This window comes from Aeromonas sp. S16(2024) (genome assembly GCF_041403065.1).
Lineage (GTDB): Bacteria > Pseudomonadota > Gammaproteobacteria > Enterobacterales > Aeromonadaceae > Aeromonas.
The window spans coordinates 14,638-38,895 of sequence record NZ_JBGLQX010000032.1 but is presented as its reverse complement, the minus strand read 5'-3'; the positions used below and the strand labels follow the sequence as shown (position 1 = coordinate 38,895).

General features: G+C 59.2%; 22 protein-coding genes and 1 tRNA gene. 13 read left to right on the top strand and 10 right to left on the bottom strand.

The features are described 5' to 3' along the window. Window positions 1-31: 31 nt before the first annotated feature. Both ACB030_RS18530 and tcdA read left to right on the top strand, forming a co-directional pair. Window positions 32-108, top strand: a tRNA-Asp gene (locus tag ACB030_RS18530). Window positions 109-264: 156 nt separating this feature from the next. Then, window positions 265-1,101 carry a tRNA cyclic N6-threonylcarbamoyladenosine(37) synthase TcdA gene (gene tcdA, locus ACB030_RS18525; protein ID WP_371161861.1) on the top strand — a complete coding sequence of 279 codons (837 nt, stop codon included), beginning with the start codon at window positions 265-267 and terminating at the stop codon, window positions 1,099-1,101. A gap of 21 nt (window positions 1,102-1,122) precedes the next feature. Here tcdA and ACB030_RS18520 read toward each other — a convergent pair whose 3' ends face one another. Together ACB030_RS18520 and ACB030_RS18515 are read right to left on the bottom strand one after the other, a co-directional pair. Further along, window positions 1,123-1,557, bottom strand: coding sequence for a SufE family protein (locus ACB030_RS18520; protein ID WP_371161859.1), 435 nt, complete (start codon window positions 1,555-1,557; stop codon window positions 1,123-1,125). Between the two features lie 13 nt (window positions 1,558-1,570). After that, entirely contained in the window at window positions 1,571-2,791 is a 1,221-nt protein-coding gene (locus ACB030_RS18515; RefSeq protein ID WP_371161857.1) for a cysteine desulfurase, read from the bottom strand. A gap of 152 nt (window positions 2,792-2,943) precedes the next feature. Here ACB030_RS18515 and rep point away from each other — a divergent pair, with 152 nt between their 5' ends. Next, on the top strand, window positions 2,944-4,956 hold the full coding sequence (rep, locus tag ACB030_RS18510) for a DNA helicase Rep (protein WP_371161855.1): 2,013 nt from the start codon (window positions 2,944-2,946) through the stop codon (window positions 4,954-4,956). A 7-nt stretch (window positions 4,957-4,963) separates the two neighbouring features. Here rep and ACB030_RS18505 read toward each other — a convergent pair whose 3' ends face one another. From ACB030_RS18505 to ACB030_RS18485, 5 genes are all read right to left on the bottom strand, one after another. Further along, window positions 4,964-7,237, bottom strand: a complete 2,274-nt coding sequence (locus ACB030_RS18505; RefSeq protein WP_371161853.1) for a putative bifunctional diguanylate cyclase/phosphodiesterase — start codon at window positions 7,235-7,237, stop codon at window positions 4,964-4,966. Window positions 7,238-7,321: 84 nt separating this feature from the next. Next, the gene (locus ACB030_RS18500) at window positions 7,322-7,774 is read right to left on the bottom strand and encodes a cytochrome c5 family protein (protein WP_371161851.1); all 453 of its coding nucleotides are present in this window, start codon (window positions 7,772-7,774) and stop codon (window positions 7,322-7,324) included. Between the two features lie 269 nt (window positions 7,775-8,043). Then, the gene (tdh, locus tag ACB030_RS18495) at window positions 8,044-9,069 is read right to left on the bottom strand and encodes an L-threonine 3-dehydrogenase (RefSeq protein ID WP_371161849.1); all 1,026 of its coding nucleotides are present in this window, start codon (window positions 9,067-9,069) and stop codon (window positions 8,044-8,046) included. Between the two features lie 89 nt (window positions 9,070-9,158). Continuing rightward, window positions 9,159-10,349 (bottom strand): glycine C-acetyltransferase, encoded by a 1,191-nt coding sequence (locus tag ACB030_RS18490; protein WP_371161847.1) that lies wholly within the window; start codon window positions 10,347-10,349, stop codon window positions 9,159-9,161. A gap of 184 nt (window positions 10,350-10,533) precedes the next feature. Next, a complete protein-coding gene (locus ACB030_RS18485) occupies window positions 10,534-11,178 on the bottom strand; it encodes a TetR/AcrR family transcriptional regulator (protein ID WP_025325250.1) in 645 nt (214 codons plus the stop codon). Window positions 11,179-11,324: 146 nt separating this feature from the next. Here ACB030_RS18485 and rfaD point away from each other — a divergent pair, with 146 nt between their 5' ends. The 8 genes from rfaD to ACB030_RS18445 all read left to right on the top strand — a co-directional run bounded on the left by rfaD (window position 11,325) and on the right by ACB030_RS18445 (window position 19,307). Continuing rightward, window positions 11,325-12,284 (top strand): ADP-glyceromanno-heptose 6-epimerase, encoded by a 960-nt coding sequence (rfaD, locus tag ACB030_RS18480; protein WP_247627773.1) that lies wholly within the window; start codon window positions 11,325-11,327, stop codon window positions 12,282-12,284. Between the two features lie 4 nt (window positions 12,285-12,288). Then, window positions 12,289-13,395, top strand: coding sequence for a glycosyltransferase family 4 protein (locus ACB030_RS18475; RefSeq protein ID WP_371161845.1), 1,107 nt, complete (start codon window positions 12,289-12,291; stop codon window positions 13,393-13,395). A gap of 22 nt (window positions 13,396-13,417) precedes the next feature. Next, window positions 13,418-14,665, top strand: coding sequence for an O-antigen ligase family protein (locus ACB030_RS18470; RefSeq protein ID WP_371161843.1), 1,248 nt, complete (start codon window positions 13,418-13,420; stop codon window positions 14,663-14,665). 16 nt (window positions 14,666-14,681) lie between these two features. Beyond that, a complete protein-coding gene (locus ACB030_RS18465; protein ID WP_371161841.1) occupies window positions 14,682-15,479 on the top strand; it encodes a glycosyltransferase in 798 nt (265 codons plus the stop codon). 61 nt (window positions 15,480-15,540) lie between these two features. Further along, complete coding sequence (locus ACB030_RS18460) at window positions 15,541-17,577, top strand: LTA synthase family protein (RefSeq protein ID WP_371161839.1); 2,037 nt, start codon at window positions 15,541-15,543, stop codon at window positions 17,575-17,577. Window positions 17,578-17,608: 31 nt separating this feature from the next. Next, on the top strand, window positions 17,609-18,589 hold the full coding sequence (locus tag ACB030_RS18455) for an MDR family oxidoreductase (RefSeq protein ID WP_371161837.1): 981 nt from the start codon (window positions 17,609-17,611) through the stop codon (window positions 18,587-18,589). A gap of 72 nt (window positions 18,590-18,661) precedes the next feature. Beyond that, window positions 18,662-18,784, top strand: a complete 123-nt coding sequence (locus ACB030_RS18450; protein ID WP_080675028.1) for a hypothetical protein — start codon at window positions 18,662-18,664, stop codon at window positions 18,782-18,784. Between the two features lie 178 nt (window positions 18,785-18,962). After that, window positions 18,963-19,307: a DUF2799 domain-containing protein gene (locus ACB030_RS18445; RefSeq protein WP_371161835.1), complete on the top strand. Its 345-nt coding sequence runs from the start codon at window positions 18,963-18,965 to the stop codon at window positions 19,305-19,307. Window positions 19,308-19,347: 40 nt separating this feature from the next. Here ACB030_RS18445 and ACB030_RS18440 read toward each other — a convergent pair whose 3' ends face one another. Continuing rightward, window positions 19,348-19,593 carry a hypothetical protein gene (locus tag ACB030_RS18440; RefSeq protein ID WP_371161863.1) on the bottom strand — a complete coding sequence of 82 codons (246 nt, stop codon included), beginning with the start codon at window positions 19,591-19,593 and terminating at the stop codon, window positions 19,348-19,350. Further along, window positions 19,593-20,027 (bottom strand): flagellar basal body-associated protein FliL, encoded by a 435-nt coding sequence (locus tag ACB030_RS18435; RefSeq protein WP_371161833.1) that lies wholly within the window; start codon window positions 20,025-20,027, stop codon window positions 19,593-19,595. Before ACB030_RS18435 ends, ACB030_RS18440 begins: the two co-directional genes overlap by 1 nt. Window positions 20,028-20,172: 145 nt before the next feature. Here ACB030_RS18435 and ACB030_RS18430 point away from each other — a divergent pair, with 145 nt between their 5' ends. Beyond that, a complete protein-coding gene (locus ACB030_RS18430) occupies window positions 20,173-20,724 on the top strand; it encodes a chorismate lyase (protein WP_139437788.1) in 552 nt (183 codons plus the stop codon). Beyond that, window positions 20,721-21,584 carry a 4-hydroxybenzoate octaprenyltransferase gene (gene ubiA, locus ACB030_RS18425; RefSeq protein ID WP_043132628.1) on the top strand — a complete coding sequence of 288 codons (864 nt, stop codon included), beginning with the start codon at window positions 20,721-20,723 and terminating at the stop codon, window positions 21,582-21,584. The genes ACB030_RS18430 and ubiA overlap by 4 nt, the downstream gene beginning before the upstream one ends. Before the next feature lie 70 nt (window positions 21,585-21,654). Here ubiA and plsB read toward each other — a convergent pair whose 3' ends face one another. Continuing rightward, on the bottom strand, window positions 21,655-24,078 hold the full coding sequence (gene plsB / locus ACB030_RS18420; protein WP_371161830.1) for a glycerol-3-phosphate 1-O-acyltransferase PlsB: 2,424 nt from the start codon (window positions 24,076-24,078) through the stop codon (window positions 21,655-21,657). Between the last annotated feature and the right edge of the window lie 180 nt (window positions 24,079-24,258).

Genomic DNA, 24,258 nt, shown 5'->3' with positions numbered 1-24,258 from the left:
GCAGAAGATTTAGCGCAAGCTAACCGAATGCGGAGCGGTAGTTCAGTCGGTTAGAATACCGGCCTGTCACGCCGGGGGTCGCGGGTTCGAGTCCCGTCCGCTCCGCCACTATTTAGAAAGCCCAGTCGAAAGACTGGGCTTTTTTTCGTTTCAAGCATGCCGACGCAGCATTCATTTCCCCTTCGTATCCACACCATTATCACCCGATCATCGCCGCTGACCGTGGTTGCCGCTATAATGGCCGCCCTCAAGCAAGGTGGTGGTATGAAAGCAGAATATCTACAGCGATTCGGGGGCATTGCCCGTCTTTATGGTCAGAGCGCCTTACGTTCCTTTAGCCAGGCCAAGGTCTGCGTGGTGGGGATAGGCGGTGTCGGCTCCTGGGCTGCCGAGGCGCTGGCCCGTGCCGGCATCAACCAGATCACCCTGATCGACATGGATGACATCTGCATCACCAACACCAATCGCCAGATCCACGCCATGCAGGGTACGGTTGGTCGCCTCAAAACCGAGGTGATGGCCGAGCGCATCCGCGCCATCAACCCCGACTGTGAGGTGATCGAGGTGGATGACTTCGTCACCGCCGACAACCTGGCCGAGCATATCAAGCGGGAGTTTGACTATGTGGTGGATGCCATCGATTCGGTCAAAGCCAAGGTGGCGCTGATTGCCTTCTGCAAGCGCAACAAGATCCCGGTGATAGTCGCGGGCGGCGCAGGCGGGCAGATGGATCCGACCCAAATCACAGTGGCGGATCTGGCCAAGACAATTCAGGATCCGCTGGCCGCCAAGGTGCGCTCCGACCTGCGCCGGTTGCACAACTTCAGCAAGAATCCGGCGCGCAAGTTCGGGGTGGAGTGTGTCTTCTCAACGGAGCAGCTGAGCTATCCCGATGGCAATGGCGGCACCTGCCAGGCCAAGGCGGCCAGCGATGGCACCATGAAGATGGATTGTGCCTCCGGCTTTGGAGCCGTGACGCCGGTGACGGCAACCTTTGGGCTGGTTGCCGCGTCCCGGGTATTGAAGAAGATTGCCGAGCGGGGTGCCCGCGCCGAGAAAGAGGCCGGAAATGAAGAAGCAGGGTCGATTAGCGAAGCGTGATCGACCACTGAACAAGGCGGGTTAGACCGCCTGATCCCGGATCGCCAGCACGATTGCTCTGAGCCCGTTACCCCGTGACGGGCTCAAATGTTTCTCCAGCCCAAGTTCGGTGAAATAGGCTTCCATATCAAAGGCCTGAATCACCTCTGCGGATTGGTGGTTGAGCGCCGCCAGCACGATGACGATGAGGCCGCGCACGATACGGGCGTCGGAGTCGCAGGCAAAGTGCCAGTTGCCATCCGCCCCCAGTTCCCCTTTCAGCCAGGCCTGGCTTTCACATCCCTTGAGTCGATACTCCTGCTGCTGCCACTCACCTGGCAGTACGGGTAGCTGTTTGCCGAGCTGGATGATGAGCCGGTACTGGTTTTCCCAGCCGTGGGCGGCGGCAAACTGCTGGCGAATGCTGTCGGCGTTGGGCTCAAGGCCAATCAGGGTATAGCTTGCGAGATCACTCATTCGGTTGTCTGCCTTAGAAGAAGTCACTGAGTTTGTGTAGCGCCACCAGCAGGGCATCCACATCGTCCTGGTTGTTGTAACAGGCCATGGAGGCCCGCAGGGTGCCGCCGATGCCAAGGCTCTCCATCAGCGGCATGGCGCAGTGGTGGCCGACTCGCAGCGCTATGCCCTGCATATCGAGCAGGGTGGCGGCATCTTGCGGGTGGATGTCGTCCAGCAGGAAGGAGACGGCGCCGGCGCGTTGGCCGGGTTCACCGACTAGACGCAGGCCCGGCACCTGGCGCAGCCCGGCCACCAGATGGTCGGTGAGTGCCTGTTCGTGGCGCACCAGGGCCGCCCTGTCTTGAGCTCTGACAAAGTCGATGGCAGCGGCGAGGCCGATAGCGCCAGCAATATGGGGGGTGCCCGCCTCGAACTTGAAGGGCAGGGTATTGAAGGTGGTACCACTGAAGCTGACCTTGTCGATCATCTCGCCCCCCGATTGCCAGGGCGGCATCCGCTCCAATAGTTCGGTGCGGCCCCACAGCACGCCGATACCGGTCGGACCGTAGAGCTTGTGACCGGAGAAGGCGTAGAAGTCGCAGCCTATGGCCTGCACATCTACCTCGAGGTGGGCCACCGCCTGGGCGCCGTCGATCAGGGTCAGGGCGCCAACCGCCTTGGCGGCAGCCACCATCCGGGTGATCGGATTGACGGTACCGAGCGCATTGGAGACGTGGGCCACGCTCACCAGCCGGGTGCGCGGCCCCAGCATGGCCAGGTAAGCCTCCATATCCAGATCCCCGCGCTTATCCAGCGGAATGACCCGGATAAGAGCGCCGGTGCGCTCGGCGATCAGCTGCCAGGGCACTATATTGGCGTGGTGCTCCAGGGTGCTGAGGATAATTTCGTCCCCCGCCTTGAGCTCGCTCATCCCCCAGCTCTGGGCCACCAGATTGATCGCCTCGGTGGTGCCGCGGGTCCAGATCACTTCCCGGCTGTCGGGCGCATTGATAAAGCGGGCGACTGTCTCGCGGGCTGCCTCGAAGGCGCGGGTGGCGCGGCCGCTCAGGGCATGAGCGGCACGGTGCACATTGGCGTTGTCGGCCCGATAGTAGTGAGCGATGGCGTCCAGCACCGCCTGCGGCTTCTGGGTGGTGGCGGCGTTATCCAGATAGATCAGAGGGTGGCCGTTCACCTCCTGCGCCAGGGCCGGAAACTGGCTACGCAATTGGGCGTGCTGTTGCTGATTCATGCTCCCCTCATCTCCTCTGGAAAAGTCGGCCATGATCCGGAAAATGACGGGCAAACACAAGGCGAAGTGGCGGGATCCTGTGTCCGGTTTCGGCTGCCCGCGGGATCTCTGTTACAATGCCGCCCCTCATCATAAGCCAAGAGATCCGGCCCATGAAGCTCAACCCCAATCAGAACGAAGCGGTCAAGTTTGTCTCCGGCCCTTGCCTGGTGCTGGCGGGTGCCGGATCGGGCAAGACCCGCGTCATCACCAACAAGATCGCCTATCTGGTGCAGCAGTGCGGCTATAACGCCCGCAACATCGCCGCTGTCACCTTTACCAACAAGGCGGCGCGGGAGATGAAGGAGCGGGTCGGCCAGACCCTGGGCCGCAAGGAGGCGCGGGGGCTCATGGTCTCCACCTTCCACACCCTGGGGCTCGACATCATACGTCGCGAGCACAAGAGCCTGAATCTCAAGGCGAACTTCTCCCTGTTCGACGACACCGACCAGCTGGCGCTGCTGAAAGAATTGACGGAGGCGGAGCTCGACAACGACAAGGACAAGCTCTCGGCCCTCGTCAGCCAGATCTCCAACTGGAAGAACGACCTCATACTGCCGGCGCGTGCCATGCGTATCGCCCAGGGGCCGGAAGAGGTGCTGATGGCCCAGCTCTATGAGCGCTATCACCGCCAGATGGTGGCCTATAACGCGCTGGATTTTGACGACCTTATCGTGATGCCCACCTTGCTGCTCAAGAGCAATCAGGAGGTGCGCGAGCGCTGGCAGAACAAGATCCGTTACCTGCTGGTCGATGAGTATCAGGACACCAACACCAGCCAGTACGAGCTGGTGAAGCAGATCGTCGGTGAGCGGGCCCGTTTTACCGTGGTAGGGGATGATGACCAGTCGATCTACTCCTGGCGCGGTGCCAAGCCGCAGAATCTGGTGTTGCTGAGCGAAGATTTCCCCAGCCTCAAGCTGATCAAGCTGGAGCAGAACTACCGCTCCAAGGGGCGCATTCTCAAGTGCGCCAACATACTGATCGCCAATAACCCCCATGTGTTCGACAAGGCGCTCTTCTCCGAGCTCGACTACGGGGTGCCGGTCAAGGTGCTGTTCGCCAAGAACGAGGAGCACGAGGCGGAGCGGATCGCCGCCGAGATGATGGGCCACAAGTTCATGAACCGCACCCGGTTCAAGGATTACGCCATCCTCTACCGGGGCAACCATCAGTCGCGCATCTTCGAGAAGGCGCTGATGACCAACCGGATTCCTTATCGTATCTCCGGCGGTACCTCGTTTTTCTCCCGCACCGAGATCAAGGACATCATGGCCTACCTCAAGCTGCTGGTGAATCCGGACGAAGACACCGCCTTTCTGCGGGTGGTCAACCTGCCGCGCCGGGAGATCGGTCCCACCACCCTCGAAAAACTTGGCCAATACGCCAACCAGCGCGGCAAGAGCCTGTTTGCCGCCAGCTTCGAGCTGGGGCTGGAGCAGCACCTCTCCGGCCGTGGCCTCGTGGCCCTGCAGGCCTTCACCAACTGGCTGGTGCGGCTCGGCGATCAGGCGCTGCGGGGCAACCCGGTGGAGGCGGTGCGGGACATGATCAAGGAGATCCACTACGAGGAGTGGCTCTACGAGACCTCCCCCAGCCCGAAGGCGGCCGAGATGAGGATGCAGAACGTCTCCACCCTCTATCGCTGGATCACCGAGATGCTGGAGGGGGACGAGCTGGAAGAGGCCATGACGCTCGCCCAGGTGGTTACTCGCCTCACCCTGCGGGACATGATGGAGCGCAACGAGGGGGAGGATGATGCGGATCAGGTGCAGCTGATGACACTGCACGCCTCCAAGGGGCTGGAGTTCCCCTATGTCTACATGGTGGGAATGGAGGAGGGCTTGCTGCCCCACCAGACCAGCATCGACGAGGACAACGTGGAGGAGGAGCGCCGTCTCGCCTACGTGGGCATCACCCGGGCCCAGACCGAACTGACTTTCACCCTCTGCAAGGAGCGGCGTCAGTATGGCGAGTCGGTGCGCCCCGAGCCGAGCCGCTTCCTGCTGGAGCTGCCCCAGGACGATCTGGAGTGGGAGAACCAGAAGAAGGTGACGGCCGAGGAGCGTCAGCAGAAGGGACAGGTCGGCGTCGCCAACCTGAGGGCCCTGTTCAAGAAGGATTGAGGGAAGGCTAGGCCGGGGGCTCTGCGAGCAGCGGTATGATGTCGGATCCTGGCAGAGGCGGGGAGATGTGGCGCCCCTGTCCCAGGGCGCAGCCCAGCTCGATCAGCTTCTGCAACTGCTGCTGGTTCTCGATCCCTTCGACCACCAGGGTGAAGTCGAGATCCTGGCAGATGTCCCGCATGGCGCGGATCAGCGCCAAGTCCTTGGGGGAGTTCAGCATACGATGGGTGAAGCTGTCATCCACCTTGATGTAGTCCACCGGGAAGTGGAACAGAGCATTGAGGGAGGAGAAGCCGGTCCCGAAGTCGTCGAGGCTGATCTGGATCCCCTTGGCCCTTAGTTCATGGAGTGAGGTGAGTGAGTCGGCACTCTGCCTGGAGAGCTCTCGCTCGTTGAATTCGAAGATGAAGTAGCCGGGTATCACCCCCTCCTCCTCCATGATGTGGACCAGCGCCATGATCTGCTCGCGGCTGGCCAGGTGCTTGCCGGACAGGTTGAGCGCTATCTTGAAGCGGCCGCCGCCCGAGAGCTGCAGCCAGCTCTTCAACTGCTGGCAGGTGCGCCTGAGGATCTGGCGATCCAGATCCTGAATGAGGCCGCACTGCTCGGCCAGTGGAATGAAGTCGAAGGCATCCTTCAGTTCTCCCTCCTCCGTGATCCAGCGCGCCATTACCTCCAGCCCCACCAGGCGGCTCTCTTTCAGCCTGATCACCGGCTGGAAGTAGGGCACTATCCTGCCTTCGCGCAAGGCCCTGAACAGCCGCTCCTCCGGCGAGCCTGAGTGCTCCATGCAGGCGTCGGAGTACATGACGATGCGACTGCGGCCATTGCGCTTGGCCTGGTACATGGCGAGATCGGCCTGGTGCAGCAACTCGCTGATATCCGTGGTCTGCTCCGACACGCTGGCGACCCCCAGGCTGACGGTAACGGTCAGCTCATTGCCCTGTAGCCGGAACGGGTGGGCGATGCGGCCGAGAATGCGGTTGAGTACGGGGCTGACGTCCTCCTCCTGCTGACTGTTGTCCAGATAGATGACGAACTCGTCGCCCCCCAGCCTGGCCACCATGTCATTTTGCCGGATGCAGCTCTGCAGACGCTTGGCCAGATCCTGCAGCAGCTGGTCGCCGGCACTGTGGCCCAGGGCGTCGTTGACCTGCTTGAAGTGATCCACGTCGGCGAAGATCAGGGTGAAGCCGGCCGTCTGGTAACGGCGGTAACGGGTCATGGCGTGATGGAGGTGGTTCATCAGCAGGGCCCGGTTCGGCAACTGGGTCAGCGGGTCGTGCAGCGCATTGAACTGGAGTCGCCGCTCCAGCTCCTGATGATGCCTGAGTCGTTTCTGCAACCGCAGGTTGGTCTGGCGCAGCTGCTGGAGCCGCTGGTTGATGGACTCCTCCGAGTTGAGTTCATCCAGCTGCTGCCTGACTCTCGTGAGCTCAAGCAGCAGGGTCAACTGGTGGCGCAGAAAGTCGAGGAACAGCCTGTCATCGGCTTCCAGGGGCTGGGTCGTATTGATGATGAGGTGGGCGAAATACTGTTGCTGCTGGCGCAGCGGCAGGCTGTACCAGAACAACCCGGCCTCGCTGCGCTCTACGCTGTTGGTGCTGTGGCACAGGGCCCTGATGACGTCATCATCGTAGGCGAGCCGCGTCGGATAGAGTTTCTCCAGCCGCTGGTTGTCGAGGCGGACCAGCAGCATGTCATTGACGGCCAGCATCTGGCACAGCACGGCCTCCAGCTGGGAAAACAGGGCATGTTGCGGCAGATTATGGGCCAACCGCATGATACGGCTGATTTTTTCAATCTTCTGCTGCCATTGGGGGTCCCGTTGAATGAGGGGGGAAGCCTGCCCCGCCAGCTGGGTGCCGGCCTGGGTTTCGTGCAGGCGCTTGGCCAGACACTCCAGCAGCAGTCTCAGGGTCGGGGTCTGTTCGGGAGCCGCGCGGGCCAGCAGCCATTGCACCTCATAGTGCTCCACCGCCTGCACGCACCATCCCTGGTGTTCATCGAGCCGGGTGAGCTGTTCGGTGAGGCGGGGCTCTGCACGCCCCAACTGATGCTTGAACGCCTCGGGCAGTTGATGTTCATACAACCAGTGCAGGCCTCCATCGGCCAGCCCCAGCATGGCAAAGTGCTGCAGGGGGCAGAGTCTGCCCAGCTGCTCTACCAGTCTGGCGTAGTCCTCAGGGGAGGCGATGCCGGGCGCGGGGAAATCCATGATGGAAGAAACGACCGCCAGCAAGGAGGGGGGATCTGGCGGTGTGAGGGGCTGGACTGACATGCAATACTCCCGAATAAACTCACCTACAAGCGTAGTCGGAAGTGATTGGATTGAAAGGGCTGCAATAGGAGCCCTTTCAACCACTTAGAGCTTGTCGATCATGTAGTGAATGGCGTTTTCGATCTCTTCGTCACTACAGGCCGCGCAGGTGCCCCGTGCCGGCATCATGCCAGCCTTGCCGGTGAAGCCTTCGATGGCATGCTTGCGCAGGGTGTCGAACCCCTGGGCGATGCGTGGTTCCCAGGCGGCCTTGTCCCCGCGCTTGGGCGCGCCGGCCACGCCGGTATCATGGCAGGCAAAGCAGGCACCCTTGAACACTGTCTCGCCATCACGGGGATCGGACGAGGCGGCCGCAGGGGCGGCAGCGGCCGTCGCAATGCCCTCCAGATCCTTGGCGGTGTATACCTGGCCGACCGGGGCTATGCGCTCGGCGATGGCTTCCGTCGACATCTCATCGGCGGCAAAGACGGCGCCGGACAGGGTGGCAGCCGCCATCCCGGCAGCCAGCAAATAGCTCAGTTTTTTCAACACGCTCATGTACTCCCAGCAGGCTCTTATTATCCCTAGAAAACGACGGGATTATAACCGAATAGTTACAGGCATTTAAACGCTTGTGTGTGAAGTGTTAAGCAATCTGCGAACAAAGTTTCTGCGGCGGCAGGGGTAGCAGGCAAGGCAAGAGCAAAAAGAAACCCGGCTTTCGCCGGGTTTTTGCAATCAGCCGTGAAAAAGGCTGACTTGTCGCCACTCAGGATCCCGGTGCCGGGCCTTCGCACATGACATCCACAAGCCGTTGTCCGGGCTTCTCAATCCCAGTTCAGGATCACCTTGCCGGACTTGCCTGACCCCATGGCTTCGAAGCCCTGCTGGAAGTCATCGATGTGGAAGTGATGGGTGATGATGGGGCTGAGATCCAGGCCAGACTGGATGAGGCTGGCCATCTTGTACCAGGTCTCGAACATCTCGCGGCCATAGATCCCTTTGATAAACAGTCCCTTGAAGATCACCTTGTTCCAGTCGATGGCCATGGTGGAGGGGGGAATGCCGAGCATGGCAATCTTGCCGCCGTGGTTCATCTTGTCGATCATGTCCTGGAAGGCGCTGGGAACGCCGGACATCTCCAGCCCCACATCGAAGCCTTCGGTCATGCCGAGCTCGGCCATCACGTCGGAGAGCTTCTCCTTGGCCACGTTGACGGCGCGGGTGGCGCCCATCTTGCGGGCCAGCTCCAGCCGGTATTCGTTGACGTCGGTGATCACCACGTGACGGGCACCCACATGGCGGCAGACGGCGGCAGCCATGATGCCGATGGGGCCGGCGCCGGTGATGAGCACGTCTTCACCCACCAGATCGAAGGAGAGGGCGGTATGTACGGCGTTACCGAACGGGTCGAAGATGGCGGCCAGCTCATCGGGGATGTTGTCCGGCAGCTTGAAGGCGTTGAAGGCCGGGATCACCAGGTATTCGGCGAAGGAGCCCGGGCGGTTGACGCCGACCCCTATGGTGTTGCGGCACAGGTGGGTGCGACCGGCGCGGCAGTTGCGGCAGTGGCCGCAGGTGATGTGGCCTTCGCCGGAGACGCGATCGCCGATGGCGAAGCCGCGCACTTCCTGGCCGACGGCGACCACCTCTCCCACATACTCGTGACCGACCACCATGGGCACGGGTATGGTCTTCTGGGCCCACTCGTCCCAGTTGTAGATGTGCATGTCGGTGCCGCAGATGGCGGTCTTGCGGATCTTGATCAGCAGATCGTTGTGGCCGAGCTCGGGAGCCGGGACGTCCGTCATCCAGATGCCGACTTCGGATTTGAGTTTGGAGAGTGCTTTCATGACAGATTCCTCACGGCGCAGTGCCGGGTACAGAGGGTAATAAAATGGGGCCCAACCTTGGCCCCCGTTTTAATCAGCTAGCCATGTGATCAAATCACACCGAGCTCGCGGCCGATGCGGATGAAGGCATCGATGGCCTTGTCCAGCTGCTCGCGGGTATGGGCGGCGGACATCTGGGTACGGATGCGGGCCTGGCCCTTGGGCACCACGGGGAAGGAGAAGCCCACCACGTAGATGCCGGCGGCCAGCATGCGGCTCGCCATCTCGGCGGCCAGCTTGGCATCCCCCAGCATGACCGGAATGATGGCGTGATCGGCACCGGCCAGGGTGAAGCCGGCGGCACTCATCCGGGTGCGGAAGTACTCGCTGTTCTCTTTCAACTGGGCACGCAGGGCGTGGCCGTCGGCCAGCATGTCGATCACCTTGATGGTGGCCGAGACGATGGAGGGGGCCAGGGAGTTGGAGAAGAGGTAGGGACGGGAGCGCTGACGTAGCCAGTCGATCACCTCTTTCTTGCCGGAGGTGTAGCCGCCGGAGGCGCCGCCGAGCGCCTTGCCCAGGGTGCCTGTGATGATGTCGACCCGCTCCAGCACGTCGCAGTATTCGTGGGTGCCACGGCCGTTCTCGCCGATGAAGCCCACCGCGTGGGAGTCATCCACCATCACCAGGGCATCGTATTTGTCGGCCAGATCGCAGATGGATTTGAGGTCGGCGATGACACCGTCCATGGAGAAGACGCCGTCGGTGGCGATCAGCTTGAAGCGGGCGCCGTCGGCATTGGCCTGCTTGAGCTGGGCTTCCAGCTCGGCCATGTCGTTGTTGGCATAGCGATAACGCCTGGCCTTGCACAGTCGCACGCCGTCGATGATGGAGGCATGGTTGAGGGCATCGGAAATGATGGCGTCTTCGGCACCGAACAGGGTTTCGAACAGGCCGCCGTTGGCATCGAAACAGGAGGAGTAGAGGATGCTGTCCTCGGTGCCGAGGAAGGCGGACAGCTTCTGCTCCAGCGCCTTGTGCTGATCCTGGGTGCCGCAGATGAAGCGCACCGAGGCCATGCCGAAGCCGTGGCTGTCGAGCCCCTGATGGGCGGCGGCGATCAGATCCGGGTGGTTGGCCAGCCCCAGGTAGTTGTTGGCACAGAAGTTCAGAACCTGCTCGCCGCCCACCGCAATCTGGGCCTGCTGAGCCGAGGTGATGATGCGTTCCTGCTTGTATAGCCCTTCCGCCTTGACCTGTTCGAGCTGTTCGGCCAGGTGACGATAGAATCCGTTAGACATCCTCGGTCCTCATTGACTGTGTCGACTGTGTTATCAGGATCTTGGGCCGTGCGAGGTGCACGGAGTGACGTCGTCGCGGTCGTGACGAAACGTCGACAGACCCTGGAATGGGCAACATTTTACTGCAATCGTTGCGCACCAATTCAAATTATTATGCTGATATTCAACAATTGTGAAACAGATCTCACCCTGCTGGTTGGGCCAGTTGGTGGTAGTGCTGCTCCAGTTGGCGGATCTGGGCGATCACCTGGGGCTGGACATAGGGGCGCAGCAGGAAGAGCACCCGCAAGACCCCCTGATAAAGCAAGGGCTTGGTGATGCGGGTATGGGGCGCCTGGGCAATCTGGAAGGGGATCCAGCAGGTGACGACCATCTTGATGGTCTGGCCCAGATCCGGCAGGTCCTCGTCGCTGACGTCTATGATGCCCCCCTCGCGCAGGCTCCTGAGCAGCGCCTCCACGGCGGCGCGCAGCTGCTCCTGGGCCTTGAGGTACTTGTGCTGCAAGGGTTCGTCGCGACTCAGGATGTCCGGCAGGTTGGCGTAGAAGAAGCGGAACTGCCACATCAGATAGAAGATGGCATCCAGATAACCCATCAGATCTTCCAGCTTGATCTCGTGGCTGCGGGCCGGCGTGAAGCTCTCGCTCAGGTGGCGGGCGTACTGATCGAAGATGGAGTGGATGATGTCTTCTTTATTACGGAAGTGGTAATAGAGGTTGCCCGGGCTGATGCCGAGATGGGCGGCAATGTGGTTGGTGGTGATGTTGCGTTCACCCTGATCGTTGAACAGCTCGGTGGCGCTGTGAATGATCCTGTCTCTGGTCTTCATCGCTGATCCCTCTGCCGGGCCCTGTGCACCGAGGTCGAATCCCCTGGCGGCCCGTGATAAACTTTTCGGCAATTTCAAATTGGCCCACTATACACAGCTTTAACAGGCAGTCACACGGGGCCATCAACGTACGCGAGGCAAACTCCATGATCGTAGTAACTGGCGGTGCTGGCTTTATCGGCAGCAATCTGGTCAAGCAGCTGAACGCTCAAGGACGGACCGATATCGTGGTCATCGACGACCTGACCGACGGCACCAAGTTCGTCAACCTGGTCGATCTCACCATCGCCGACTACATGGACAAGGACGAGTTCCAGGCGCGGATCGTCTCCGGTGACGAGTTTGAAGAGTGGGATGGCGGCATCGAGGTGATCTTCCACGAAGGTGCCTGCTCCGCCACCACCGAGTGGAACGGCAAGTTCATCATGGAGGTCAACTACGAGTACTCCAAGGATCTGTTCCACTACTGCATCGAGCGGGAAATTCCCTTCATCTATGCCTCCTCCGCCGCGACCTATGGCGGTCGCAACGACAACTTCATCGAAGATCCCAGGTTCGAGCAGCCCCTCAACGTCTATGGCTACTCCAAGCAGCTGTTCGATCAATACGTGCGCCGCTGGTTGCCGGAGATCGACTCCCAGGTGGTGGGCCTGAAGTACTTCAACGTCTACGGTCCGCGCGAACAGCACAAGGGTTCCATGGCCTCCGTCGCCTTCCACCTCAACAACCAGGTGAAGCAGGGGGACAATCCCAAGCTGTTCGAGGGCTGTGACGGCTTCCCGGACGGCGGCCAGATGCGCGACTTCATCTATGTGGACGACGTCTGCAAGGTGAACCTCTGGTTCTGGCAGAACCCGCAGCACTCCGGCATCTTCAACTGTGGTACCGGCCGTGCCGAGCCGTTCCAGAACGTGGCCGAGGCCGTGATCAAGCATCACCAGCAAGGCGCCATCGAGTACATCCCCTTCCCGGATCACCTCAAGGGTCGCTATCAGAGCTTCACCCAGGCCGATCTGACCCGCTTGCGTGGCGTCGGTTATGACGGCGAGTTCAAGACTGTCGCCGAAGGCGTGGCCGATTACATGGCCTGGTTGAACCGGGCTTGATCCGGTGGAGACGATAGCGCCGGGCAGCGCATTGCAAATCTGCCTCTCCCAGGGTTGGGGGGGGCTGGAGATGTACCCCATCCGTGTTGGTAAGGAGCTGATCGAACGAGGTTGGCACCTGTTCGGGCTGGCACTGACGGGCAGCCGGGTCGCCGCCGACATGAAGGCAGCGGGCTTCGAGGTGATTGAGGTCCCATCGCGCAGTCAGGCCATCTTGCGCCTGCCTGCGTTGCTGCGCTGGATGAAGCAAACCGGTATCCAGCTCGTGCACTGCCACAAGTCCAGCGATCTGCTGTTGGCCGCACTACTTGGCACCTTTTTCTCGTTTCGCCTCATTTACACCGAACATATGGGCTCGAAACGGCCGAAGAAGGATCCACTGCATCGCTGGATCTACGGCAAGGTCGATAGGGTGCTCTCCATCAGCGACGAGACACTTAGGCGCAATCGCGCCGCCTTGCCACTTCCCGCCGAGCGTATTCAGCGGCTGTGGCTGGGCACCGAGTTGACCTATTGCAAGGAAGAGCCAGCCCTTATTCGCGGTGAACTGGGTATTGTTGATGGCCTCCTGATTGGCATGGTTGGACGCATCAGCCCCGGCAAAGGCCAGCGTGAATTGCTCGACGCCTTCGCGCTGCTGCGCGCCGATTTTGCCGATCTCCAACTACTGCTGGTGGGGGGGAAGGTTGCCGCGGAGGGGGCGGATGAGTCCTTCGTCGCCGAGCTGGAGTGTGACATTGCCCAGCGGCAACTCGGTGGTGCGGTGCATTTTTCTGGCTTCCGGCGAGATACAGCTCGCATGTTGCAGGCTATGGATGTGGTGGTGATCCCTTCTCACAACGAGGCCTTCGGCCTCACTGTGATCGAGGCGATGGCTGCTGGCAAACCCATCGTCGGCGCTTCCACCGGCGCAGTGCCAGAAGTGTTAGGTGGCGTGGGGCTGTTGGCCGATCCATTGCAGCCGCAAGCTATCGCCGAGCAGATCAAGGTACTGCTGCGAGATCCTGAATTAAGTGACCGCCTGGGGAAGTTGGCTCGCGAGCGGGCCGAGCAAGAATTTGATATGTCCCAGCATCTGGATGCATTATGTGAGCACTATCGGCAAAGATGACATTTCCTAGGAATACACTTTCATGACATTGGCTAGCCCTATTATTTTGCCATTGCGTATAAATATCCTTCATAACCTAGTTCAGGTGTCCGCATTTTTATTTGGCGCATTAACATTAGCCATTCCCAGTGGGTATTCCTACGGGCCTGCGATATTACTGCTAGCGAGTCTAACAGTTTTTTGGCGGCCATCTTATTGGGGGAGTATGCCAAGGGAAGTAAAAATTTTGGCATTGATTTTTTTCGCTTACGTTTTTGTACAAGGACTCTCTATATGGCTGGATGGGGGCAAGTTACGTGAATTTGACCGTCCCAGTCGTGTACTAATGGTGGCGATTACCTTACCTTTGCTCTCTCGGTATCCTGCTCGTCTCGTTAGCCTGATTTTTGGGGTTGCAGTGGGGGCTTGTATTGCTGGCTCCATTGCAATCTACGATAAGTTTTATCTGGGAATGGAAAGAGCATTTGGTGATATCATGCCGATCCAGGCTGGTAACATCAGCATGACGCTGGGCTTACTCTGTCTGTGTGGCTATTTTTGGTATAAATCAAAGGGTAATGTTAAAATAGCCATGTTTATGCTGTTTGCTTGTGCCATGGGAATGCTTGGGAGCTTTCTGTCAGGTACTCGTGGTGGTTGGGTCTTGTTGCCGCTAATTATACTAACCATCGTTAATCACTTCAGAGGCAATCTCTGCCGGATAGATAAAATAGTCGCAGCAGTTTTTGGGTTAGGTTTATTAGCGATTGTCGCGATACCACAAACCGGCGTCTCAGAACGTATCCGTGTCGCTCATAGCGATATCGCGCAATTTATCGATGGAGGAAATAAAAACACCTCGCTGGGCATTCGCCTTCAACTTTGGTATAGCGCCCTCAATGCCTTTCAACAGAAGCCCCTCTTTGGTTGGGGAAATAATGGCGTGCGGCAGGCACATACAGAACAATTGGCGTCTGGTAAAATATCTAACTTCATATATAGTTTTAATTTCCATGCGCACAATCAATTTTTAGATGAGATGGCTAGGCGAGGGGTGATTGGATTGTTGACATTATTAATGTTGTACCTCTACCCATTATTTATATGTTATAAACATCATGAAGACGATTCTCTTCTTCCAATTATGCTGGCTGTTGTAGCATTGACGTTGATTGACTACAGCCTTAGTCAAGCATTTATAAGTCATAATTCAGGTATTACATTTTTTGTTATGTGCATTTCGTTTATAATGACAGCTGTTAGCTTTAAGGGTTATGAAAGTGATATCTGAAATTACTGGTGAACTTATGAAAATAGAAGTAATCATGTCTGCATACAACAATCCCGTCACATTGTCGATAGTGCTTGATGGCTATTTAGAACAAACAGACAAAGATTTTTGTATTACAGTGGCTGATGATGGTTCAACAGCAGAGGTTGAAGATGTGTGTGCTCTGTATAAAAAGAAGGGACTATTAATAAAACATGTTTGGCATGAAGATAATGGATTTCGCCGTTCAGCGATTATGAATAAAGCGATATCAGAATCAGACGCTGAATATATCATTATGACAGATAGTGATTGCATTCCAATGAAATATTTTATTGCCGATCACAGGCGTTATGCTGAAAAAGGAAGGCTTGTAGTCGGGCGTAGGGTAGATCTAAAAAAAGACTTAACAGATAAATTTGTTTTTGGTGACTTAGCAGCAACCGCTGTGAATTCAAACCTATTTCTGATGATTAATGGAGTAATGGGGAGACTTAAAAGAGCTGAGTTTGGCATAAGATTCCCACTATTAATTTCGATTATAATGAGCAGAAAAAAACGAGGGGCTTTGGGTGCGAATATGGCCGCATGGCGTACCGATCTTTTAGCTGTGAATGGTTTTGATAATGATTTTATCGGATATGGCATGGAGGAAACAGATCTCGAATGGAGGCTAAACAAAGTGAATGTTCTTAATAAGACGGTTATAGGCCGTGCCGTGCTAGTACATCTTTATCATAAAGAAAGAAAAGGTTCTCCCGATAGCCGCGTAATATTTGAAAATAAAATAAAAGCAGGTATAGTGAAAGTTAGGAATGGTATTTGCAAAAAATAAAAATGTTTATTTTGATGGTGTATGTTGAGATTTGGTTTGCAACAAACGAGAAATTTTTATATTGAAAAGCGAGTTCAATTCACTATTTATAAATGAAGCCATGTATCAAATCAGGATCAGACAGTTACTTCGAGCCACATTCTTCCAGCTATTTTGGTTAGTTGCGATTCTATGTGGGGCTCGCTTGATCATGTCTAATGTGTTTATCGAGCCAGCCCAATTGGTAGCTAAACAGGCGGATATTTTACGCATGTGGCATATTGGTGTGCGCTACGACCTGCGTATCGCGGGGATGACGGTCGCGCCTTTCCTGTTGCTCGGGTTGGGGCTTGCCGGTTGGAGCAAGGGCTGGGGATATCTGTCGCGCAGTTTGCCGCTGTGGTTTGGGGCGACAGCATTTATTGTGGCCAGCGTCGCAATCGGCAATTACTTCTATTACCAGACCTATCACAACCATATCGATGTGTTCGCCTTTGGTCTGGTTGACGATGATACACGCGCCGTGTTGGCTAATTTGTGGCAAGACTATCCGGTTATTAAAGGGGGGGGCGCCGCTATCCTGTTGGCACTCCCTCCTGTCTGGTTCAGTTATCGTGTCCGATCCATGACGCTGCAGCCTTGGCCGGATGCGTTGTTCTGGGGGGTATTGGTTCTCTCTGTCATTCTGGTCGCTATTGCCGCTCGCGGCAGCGTGGGGACTTTCCCTCTTCGTCGTGGTAACGCTCAGGTCTCGGATATGACGGTGCTCAACAAATTGACCCCTAATGGCTTGATGGCCATTAACTGGGCTATTAAAGATCATCAGGCCGATATTTTTTTCGAGAAAGTCGATGCCGCAGAGGAAATAAAACTACTCGGTGCCACGGGGCTCGACTCATTGACTGGGCGAACGCCGGTCAATACCTGGTTGGCGGACAATAAGCCCCATGTGGTGATGAGCCTGATGGAGAGTTTTGGCAGCAATATGCTGGCGTTGGATGAGCCGAGTAAAAATGATCTCTTGGGTAGTTTGCGCGAGCCGTTTCGTCATGATTTTGTATTCAAGCGTTTTGTGTCGGAGGGGAATGGCACCGCTCCTTCTCTGGCTGCGCTGTTTTTCCATAGCCCCATGGAGAACCTTAGCCACTCTTCGGCACAGTCCAAGGTGCTGACTGGTACACCATTCTCTATTTATAAACAGGCGGGTTATCGCGTTATCTTCATCTCGCCGGGTAATATGATGTGGCGCAATCTGGTCAATTATTTACCGGTGCAGGGGGTTGATGCGTTATATGACCAGAATGCCCTGATGGAGATGTATCCGGAGTCGCTCAAGGAAATGACGGATTGGGGTGTGCCTGACGAATATGCCTATCAGCTAGCTGAGAAGTTGCTCAAAGAGGCGAAACAGCCGCTCTTTATCAGTATTTTGACCGTGACCAATCACCCGCCTTATGTGGTACCGCCCCATTATGTGCCGCAGCCGGTGGCCGTGACCGACGGGGTGCGACGTCACGCCGAAGATGGCCAGATCGATCAGCTCAATATCTTGCGCACCTACCAATATGCGGCGGATGCCTTGGGGCGTTTCGTGGCCGATATCAAAAAATCTGCGCTCGGCACCCACACGCTGATCGCCGCCAGCGGCGATCACCAGATGCGCAGGGTTAAGGCTTACTATCCCGCCGAGCAGATGCTCGATCGGGCGGTGCCTTTCTATCTCTATGTGCCGGAAGCCATTCTGGATCGGGTACCCTGGCGTTTTGAGTCGGCGCGCCCAGGCTCCCACAAGGATATCTTCCCGACGCTTTACGCCTTCAGCCTCTCGGACATGCCCTATCAGGCGCTCGGTGGACGCAATTTGCTGGCGCCACAGGACGATCCGACGCGGGCGTTTGGCTACAACGAGACGGTCTGGATTGATGCAAATGGCGCCTATCCCCTGACCGGCAATCCCGTCAGGTATCCCTGGGTCTCGGGAGAGTGTTGGTATCTGGGTGAGGCCGTACAGCCGATCGATGAGGCGCAGCGGCAGCGGATGCAGGCTTATCCGGCATTGCTGCGTTGGCAGCTTAATGCCAGAGTCGCGGGCGTGATCGCCGATGACGAGATCGAGTGAATGTTTCCCCTTAACCCATAGAGAGGCACACATGTTCAAGGCTCTGTTACTTGAAAACCACGACGGCAAGACCAAGGCAACCCTGACCCAGCTGGCCGAGAGCCAGTTGCCGGAAGGGGAGGTGCGGGTGGCGGTGAGCTACAGCTCCCTCAACTACAAGGACGGGCTGGCCATCACCGGCAAGGGCAAGATAGTGCGCCAGTGGCCGCTGGTGCCTGGCATCGACTTCGTCGGCACAGTGCTGGAGTCGGCCGACAGCCGCTACCAGAGCGGTGACAAGGTGGTGCTGACCGGCTGGGGCGTGGGGGAAGGACACTGGGGCGGCATGGCCGAGCAGGCGCGGGTCAAGGCCGACTGGCTGGTGCCGCTGCCGGCCGGGCTGGATGAGCGGCAGGCCATGTGCATCGGCACCGCCGGCCTCACCGCCATGCTCTGCGTGCTGGCGCTGGAAGAGGCGGGCATAACCCCCGACAGTGGTGAGGTGCTGGTGACTGGTGCCGCCGGTGGAGTGGGCACCACAGCCGTCGCACTGCTGGCGGCGCTGGGTTATCAGGTTGCGGCCCTGACCGGCCGTCCCGAGGAACAGGGCGCCATGCTGACTGTGCTGGGTGCCAGCCGCATAGTGCCGCGCAGCGAACTGCTGGAGCCCGCCAAGGCGCTGGAGAAACAGCTTTGGGCCGGTGCCGTCGACACCGTCGGCAGTCAGGTGCTGGCCAAGCTGCTGGCCCAGATGAATTACGGCGGCGCCGTGGCGGCCTGCGGGCTGGCGGGCGGCTTCGATCTGCCCACCAGCGTCATGCCCTTCATACTGCGCAACGTGCGCTTGCAGGGGGTCGACTCTGTGATGTGCCCGCTGGCGCGTCGTCAACTGGCCTGGCAGCGACTGGCGCGGGATCTGCCCGCCAGCTTCTTCGCCCAGGCGGTGACCGAGATTGGGCTGGAGCAGGTGGTGGAGGCCGCCGAGGCCATCACTCAGGGTCGGGTTGCGGGTCGTACCCTGATCAAGCTCTGACCGGGTCCACTGGCGAGCCCCACTTTTCTGGATAGACTTTGAAGGCCGGTGCACTATCCAAGGAGAATGAGCATGGGTACGCAGACGCCGGATTTCGAGCTCGACGATGAGTGGGAGCCGGAATCCTGGGAAGACGAGCTGGAGGAGCTGGACGACGAGGGATGGCAGGACTATGACCCCCTCGACGATCAGTGATTCCCTGTAACGCATGCGGGCGGGCCTGATGGCCCGCCCGATTTTTTGTGCGTTCGGCAGCAAGCCCCTTGGTGGCCGGGCGAGGCTCTGGTTAGAATGAACTGCTCAAATGGCGCTGTGGGAAGAGGGATGCCCGTCAGGCCAGATACGCCATAAACAACTCAAACAACGCCCAAGGATGATTATGCGCTCACTCGTCATCATGCTCTGTGCCACCCTGCTCGGGGGCTGTGTCTCCAACTCGGACGATCCCTGCGAAAAGGTGTGGAGCGATGTGGGGGAAGGAGACGGCAAGCTGGGTTTCGCCGCCGATCGGGTGGCATTCCATCAGACTCAGTGCGGGACCAAGGTGGATGTCGCCATGTGGGAGCAGGGTCGCCAGAAGGGGCTGGCCTGGTATTGCCGCCCGGAGCACCTCTACCTGGCCGGGCGATCGGGAGAGGAGTACCGCGGCGTCTGCCCCAATGACGTCCAGGCCCGCAGACTGTTTGCTCAGGGGCGTCATGGCTGGACCGATCAGTAGGGTGCCCCTTTCTTCTTCAGACCCTTGAGCAATCGGGGACTTACTCCTCTTTTTCCTTCAGTCGCAGCGGTTGGCACAGGTACTCTTTGTCATTGGCGCTGCGGGCGCACTTGCCGCATACAAACTTGGGTTTGCGCAATATCTTGCGCAGTGTCTTGAGATCGGCGGGGATCTCGTGACGGCGCCATTCACACAGCGTCTTGTGGCCCATGACGATGACTTCCTCGACAGTGAATGGGAGCGGTAGGGAGAGCAGGCTGCCGGTCGGCACCTGCTCGCGGTTCATTACTGATAAAGATACTTGGTGAAGATGAGCTCGCGTACCGCCTTCTTGCCGGTCTCTCTGACCAGCAGTTCGTTGACCTTGGCCTCGCACTCCTTGCGCAGATCTTCCCGGCTCACCAGCGACTTGATCTGGGCGCCCGTCTTGCTGCCAATCAGGCGGATGATGGCGTCGCGGATCAGGGGATCGTGCTGCTCCAGCAACTTGAGATCGGCGGCGTTTTCGGCCATCAGCTCCACCGTCACCCGCACATAGCCCAGGGTTTTGCCGTCGCCGAGGTAGTTGGTGATGATGTCCGGATCCAGCGCGTGATAGGCGAATCCCGGCTGGACGGCGGCGGAGGCCGGATCGGCGGCCGCTTCCTCGTTGGCGAAGGCGTGGGTATTCAACAGGGTACAACCCAGGGATAACACCAGCAGAATTCTGAAGATCTTCATCTAGATGGCTCGGCAGCGACGTATGCCCCATTTTTGATGCTGCCATCGGGGCCGTCAAGCACGGATGTTCTTACAATTCGCCATTGATTTACGGATAATAAACGGGATTTTAACCTGACAACGGAAATCTCCGGATGGTGAAGCTGTGAAGTCCGAGTTGACTGTTCCCCTCATCCAGCTCGTCCCCTGGCGGGCACCCGCAGAGTGTGACCCCCCCGAGGCACTGCGCCCCTGGTTGCTGGAGGCCGACTCCATGACCCGGCGCCTGCGGCGTTACAATAGTCACCTCTCGGTGCAACTGCTCGGCAATCGCAGCGTGTCGCTGGGAGCGGACGAGCAGACGCTGGTGGCCGTTGCGGATCCCGTGGGGATCTGCCGCGAGGTGATCCTGCACGGTGACGCCGGGCCGGCCATTCTGGGCTGGACCCTGTTTGCCGAGGCGGCGCTGCAAGGGAGCGGCCTGCAGGATCTGGGGGAGCAGCCATTGGGGGAGCGTATCTTCGGTGATGCACCGGCACGGCGCGATCACCTGCAACTGGCCTGCTTCGAGATCGCGAGCAATCCCTGGTGCCAGGCCGCCACCGTCTGGGGGCGCCGCTCCCGTCTCTATCTGGGGCAGTGGCCCTTGCTGGTCCACGAACTCTTCCTGCCCTCGCTATCGTCTCATTCGCTGCCATCGCATAAGGAGCTGGAGTGAAGCTGTTAACCAAGGAGCGGGGACTGGCCTATGTGCAGTTGGCCCGCATCGACAAGCCCATCGGCACCCTCTTGCTGCTGTGGCCGACCCTGTGGGCGCTCTGTCTCGCGGCGGGCGGCCTGCCGGATCCCTGGATCCTGACCGTGTTCGTGGTGGGGGTCTTCCTGATGCGCTCGGCGGGCTGCGTCATCAATGACTATGCGGATCGCAACTTCGACGGCCACGTGAAACGCACCGCCGGGCGACCGCTGCCCATGGGCCGGGTCGACGAACGGGAGGTGCTGATCCTGTTCGCCGTGCTGGCGCTCATCTCGTTCGCCCTGGTGCTGACCCTGAACCCGCTCACCATAGGCCTGTCGTTCGCCGGCCTGCTGCTGGCGGTCTGCTATCCCTTCATGAAGCGTTTCATTCCCATCCCGCAGCTGGTGCTCGGGATGGCATTCTCCTGGTCCATTCCCATGGCCTATGCGGCCCAGGCCAATGCCCTGCCGCCCGTCGCCTGGCTGCTGTTTCTCGCCAACCTGCTGTGGACCATAGCCTACGATACCCAGTACGCCATGGTGGACAGGGACGATGACCTCAAGCTCGGGCTCAAGTCGAGCGCCATCCTGTTTGGCCGTCACGACAAGCGGATCATCGGCGTGCTGCAGCTGGCAACTCTGCTCATTCTGCTGCTGGTGGGTCAACTGATGGCGCTGGGGTCCGGCTATTACTGGGGTCTGCTGGGGGCGGCGGCGCTGTTCGTCTATCAGCAGCGGCTGATCCGGGAGCGTCAGCGGGAAGCCTGCTTCCAGGCCTTCCTCAACAACAACTATGTGGGAGCCCTGGTGCTGCTCGGGGTGATCGCCCACTACCTGTGAGCAGCCCCTGTCGATGAAAAAGGCCGCATGATGCGGCCTTTTTGTTGCTCGTGGCTGGCTCTTCTTGAGGTCAGAGCCGGTTGCCCGCCTGTATGGTGCGGCGGATCTTGTTGCTCAGCAGCGGCACTATGTTGTCGGCCAGGGCCTGGAAGCGGCCGAGATCCGGCTTGCAGCCCGGATCCAGATAGCCCTCGCTGCGCAGGGTGTGGATCAGGGTGCTGAACAGCTTCTGGTCGAAGAACTCGGGGGCGTTGATGCCGTGCAGGGTGCCGAGGCGCTCCGCCATCATCAGGCCGTCCGCCTCCAGCTGCTCCGCCTCTATGTGGGGCTGGGCCAGCACCCGGGTCAGCACTATGGCGTAGCGTTGCAGCGTCTCCTGAATGCTTTCGGCCAGCAGCAGCAGGCGCATCTGGTTGCCCGGATTGACCCAGTAGCCGCCGTCACGCGCCTCGATCAGCTGCTGGCGTTGCAGCTCGGCCAGCAGGGCATCGACCAGCTCCGGCAGCTCGTCCTCTTCGTAGCGCAGGAACAGCTCTGTCTTGAGCAGCGGGTAGATGTCGATGCAGCGGGCGACGATCTCGCCGCGGGAGATCCCCTCGCAGCGCTCGATCAGGGCCGCCACCAGGGAGGGCAGGGCGAACAGGTGGAGTATGTTGTTGCGGTAGTAGGTCAGCAGGATCGCCTGATAGCGATCGAGGCTGATGATCTGCCCCAGCTTGTCCTCGCTCACCTCGAACTTGTTGAGCTCCATGGCCTGATCCAGCAGTGTCCTGGCATCCTCGTCCGGCATGGTGCTCTGGGGGCTGTAGGGCACCTGCTTGAGCAGGTCCAGATAGGTGTTGATCTGGGCCTGCAGCTCGTCCCGGGTCAGGGCGTGGCGCTCGGCGGCCAGCAGCGCCAGGGCACTCAGGGTCAGGCCGTTGACGGCGGCGGCATCGTTGATCCGCGTCATCAGCAGCTCGGCCAGCTGGTTGACGGTGGGGGCCATCCATTCCGGGCGCTCCTCCCGGCCAATGCTCTCCTTCCAGTGCGGCACGTGCTCGCCGAGGTAGCTGTTGAGGGTCAGCGGCTCGCCGAAGTTGACGAAGCCCCGGCCATAGTTGCGCAGCTTGCGCAGTATGCCGAGCACCTGCAGGAAGCTCTCCTTCTCCTTGCGGCTCCCCTTGAGCTCGTTGTGGTAGGTGTTCACCTCCATCACGTGCTCGTAGCCCAGATAGACGGGCACCAGGGTCACCGGCCTGTCCAGCCCGCGCATCATGGCCTGCAGGGTCATGGCCAGCATGCCGGTCTTGGGGGGCAGCAGGCGGCCGGTGCGCGAGCGACCCCCTTCGGTGAAGAACTCCACCGAGTAGCCCTTGGCAAACAGCAGGTTCAGGTATTCACGAAATACCGTGCTGTAGAGCGGGTTGCCCTTGAAGGTGCGGCGGATGAAGAAGGCGCCGCCGTGGCGGAAGATGGGGCCCGCCGGCCAGAAGTTGAGGTTGATGCCCGCTGCGATATGGGGCGGCACCATGCCCTGGTGGTAGATGACGTAGGAGAGCAGCAGGTAGTCCATGTGGCTGCGATGGCAGGGGACGTAGACTATCTCGTGCCCTTCCTGGGCGAGCTGGCGCACCTGCTCGGCACCGTTGACCGAGAGGCCGCGGTAGAGCTTGTTCCACAGCCAGCCGAGGAAGCTCTCCCCGAGCCGGATCAGCCGGTAGGAGAAGTTGGAGGCGATCTCGTCCATGTAGCCGTGGGCGCGTTTCTGGGCTTTTTCGAGGCTGATCCCCTCCCGTCTGGCCTCTTCCTCGATGGCCTGCTGGATCACGCTCGACTCCAGCAACTGCTTGAACAGCAGGTTGCGGTTAGGCAGCTTGGGACCTGTGGCCGCCAGCTGCTGGCGGCTGAAGTGGGTACGAGCGACCCGCGCCAGCTTGTGGGCGATGGCCTCGTCGGTGCCGTGCTTGTCCGCCATGTGGCGCAATGAGAGCGGCGGTGAGAAGCGCACCAGGTTTTCGCGCCCTTTCAGGATCACGATCAGCGCCTTCTTGAGCCGGTTCGGGGCCAGGCTGCTGATGATGTTCCAGCCGGAGGCTTCCTCGCCCTCCCGCCCGGGGGCACGGCCCCAGAACAGGGTGACGGGCACCACCTGGATATCCAGCTCGGGATCCTGCTTGTGCAAGTCCAGCAGCTGGTGGAACTCCTGCAGGAAGGGCAGCGGCTTGTTGCGCGTGCCAAACAGGGGAGGCGGACGATCCAGACAGACGTAGCGCGGCAGCAGCTGGCCACCCAGCTCCAGCGGCGTGAAGGGGCCGGGCAGGCCGAGATCCTCGCAGCACTGTTGCAGGGTCATCAGGTCGGTGATCGAGCTGGTTTTCAGGGCGTAGACTATGGGTCTTGCCGGATCCAGCTTGAGCTCCGTGATGGGATTTTCCGGCAGGCTCTTGTGATTGACCAAGCCACTGACCGGCCATTGCAGGATGGCTCTGGAAATGTTCTGTCCAAGGGACATGTGCGTCTGCTCTCCAAAAAAATGCGGCGTGAGCATAGCAAATCACCGACGGCTTGTCGCCGAGAGGTAGGATGAGTGCCTTTTCAGGATAGAAGGCGCGGGATTTTTGCGACAAGGCGGGGACAAATATCAGCAACGTCTTGCCTTGGCCACAGCACTGTATATACTGCCAGTGTGCTG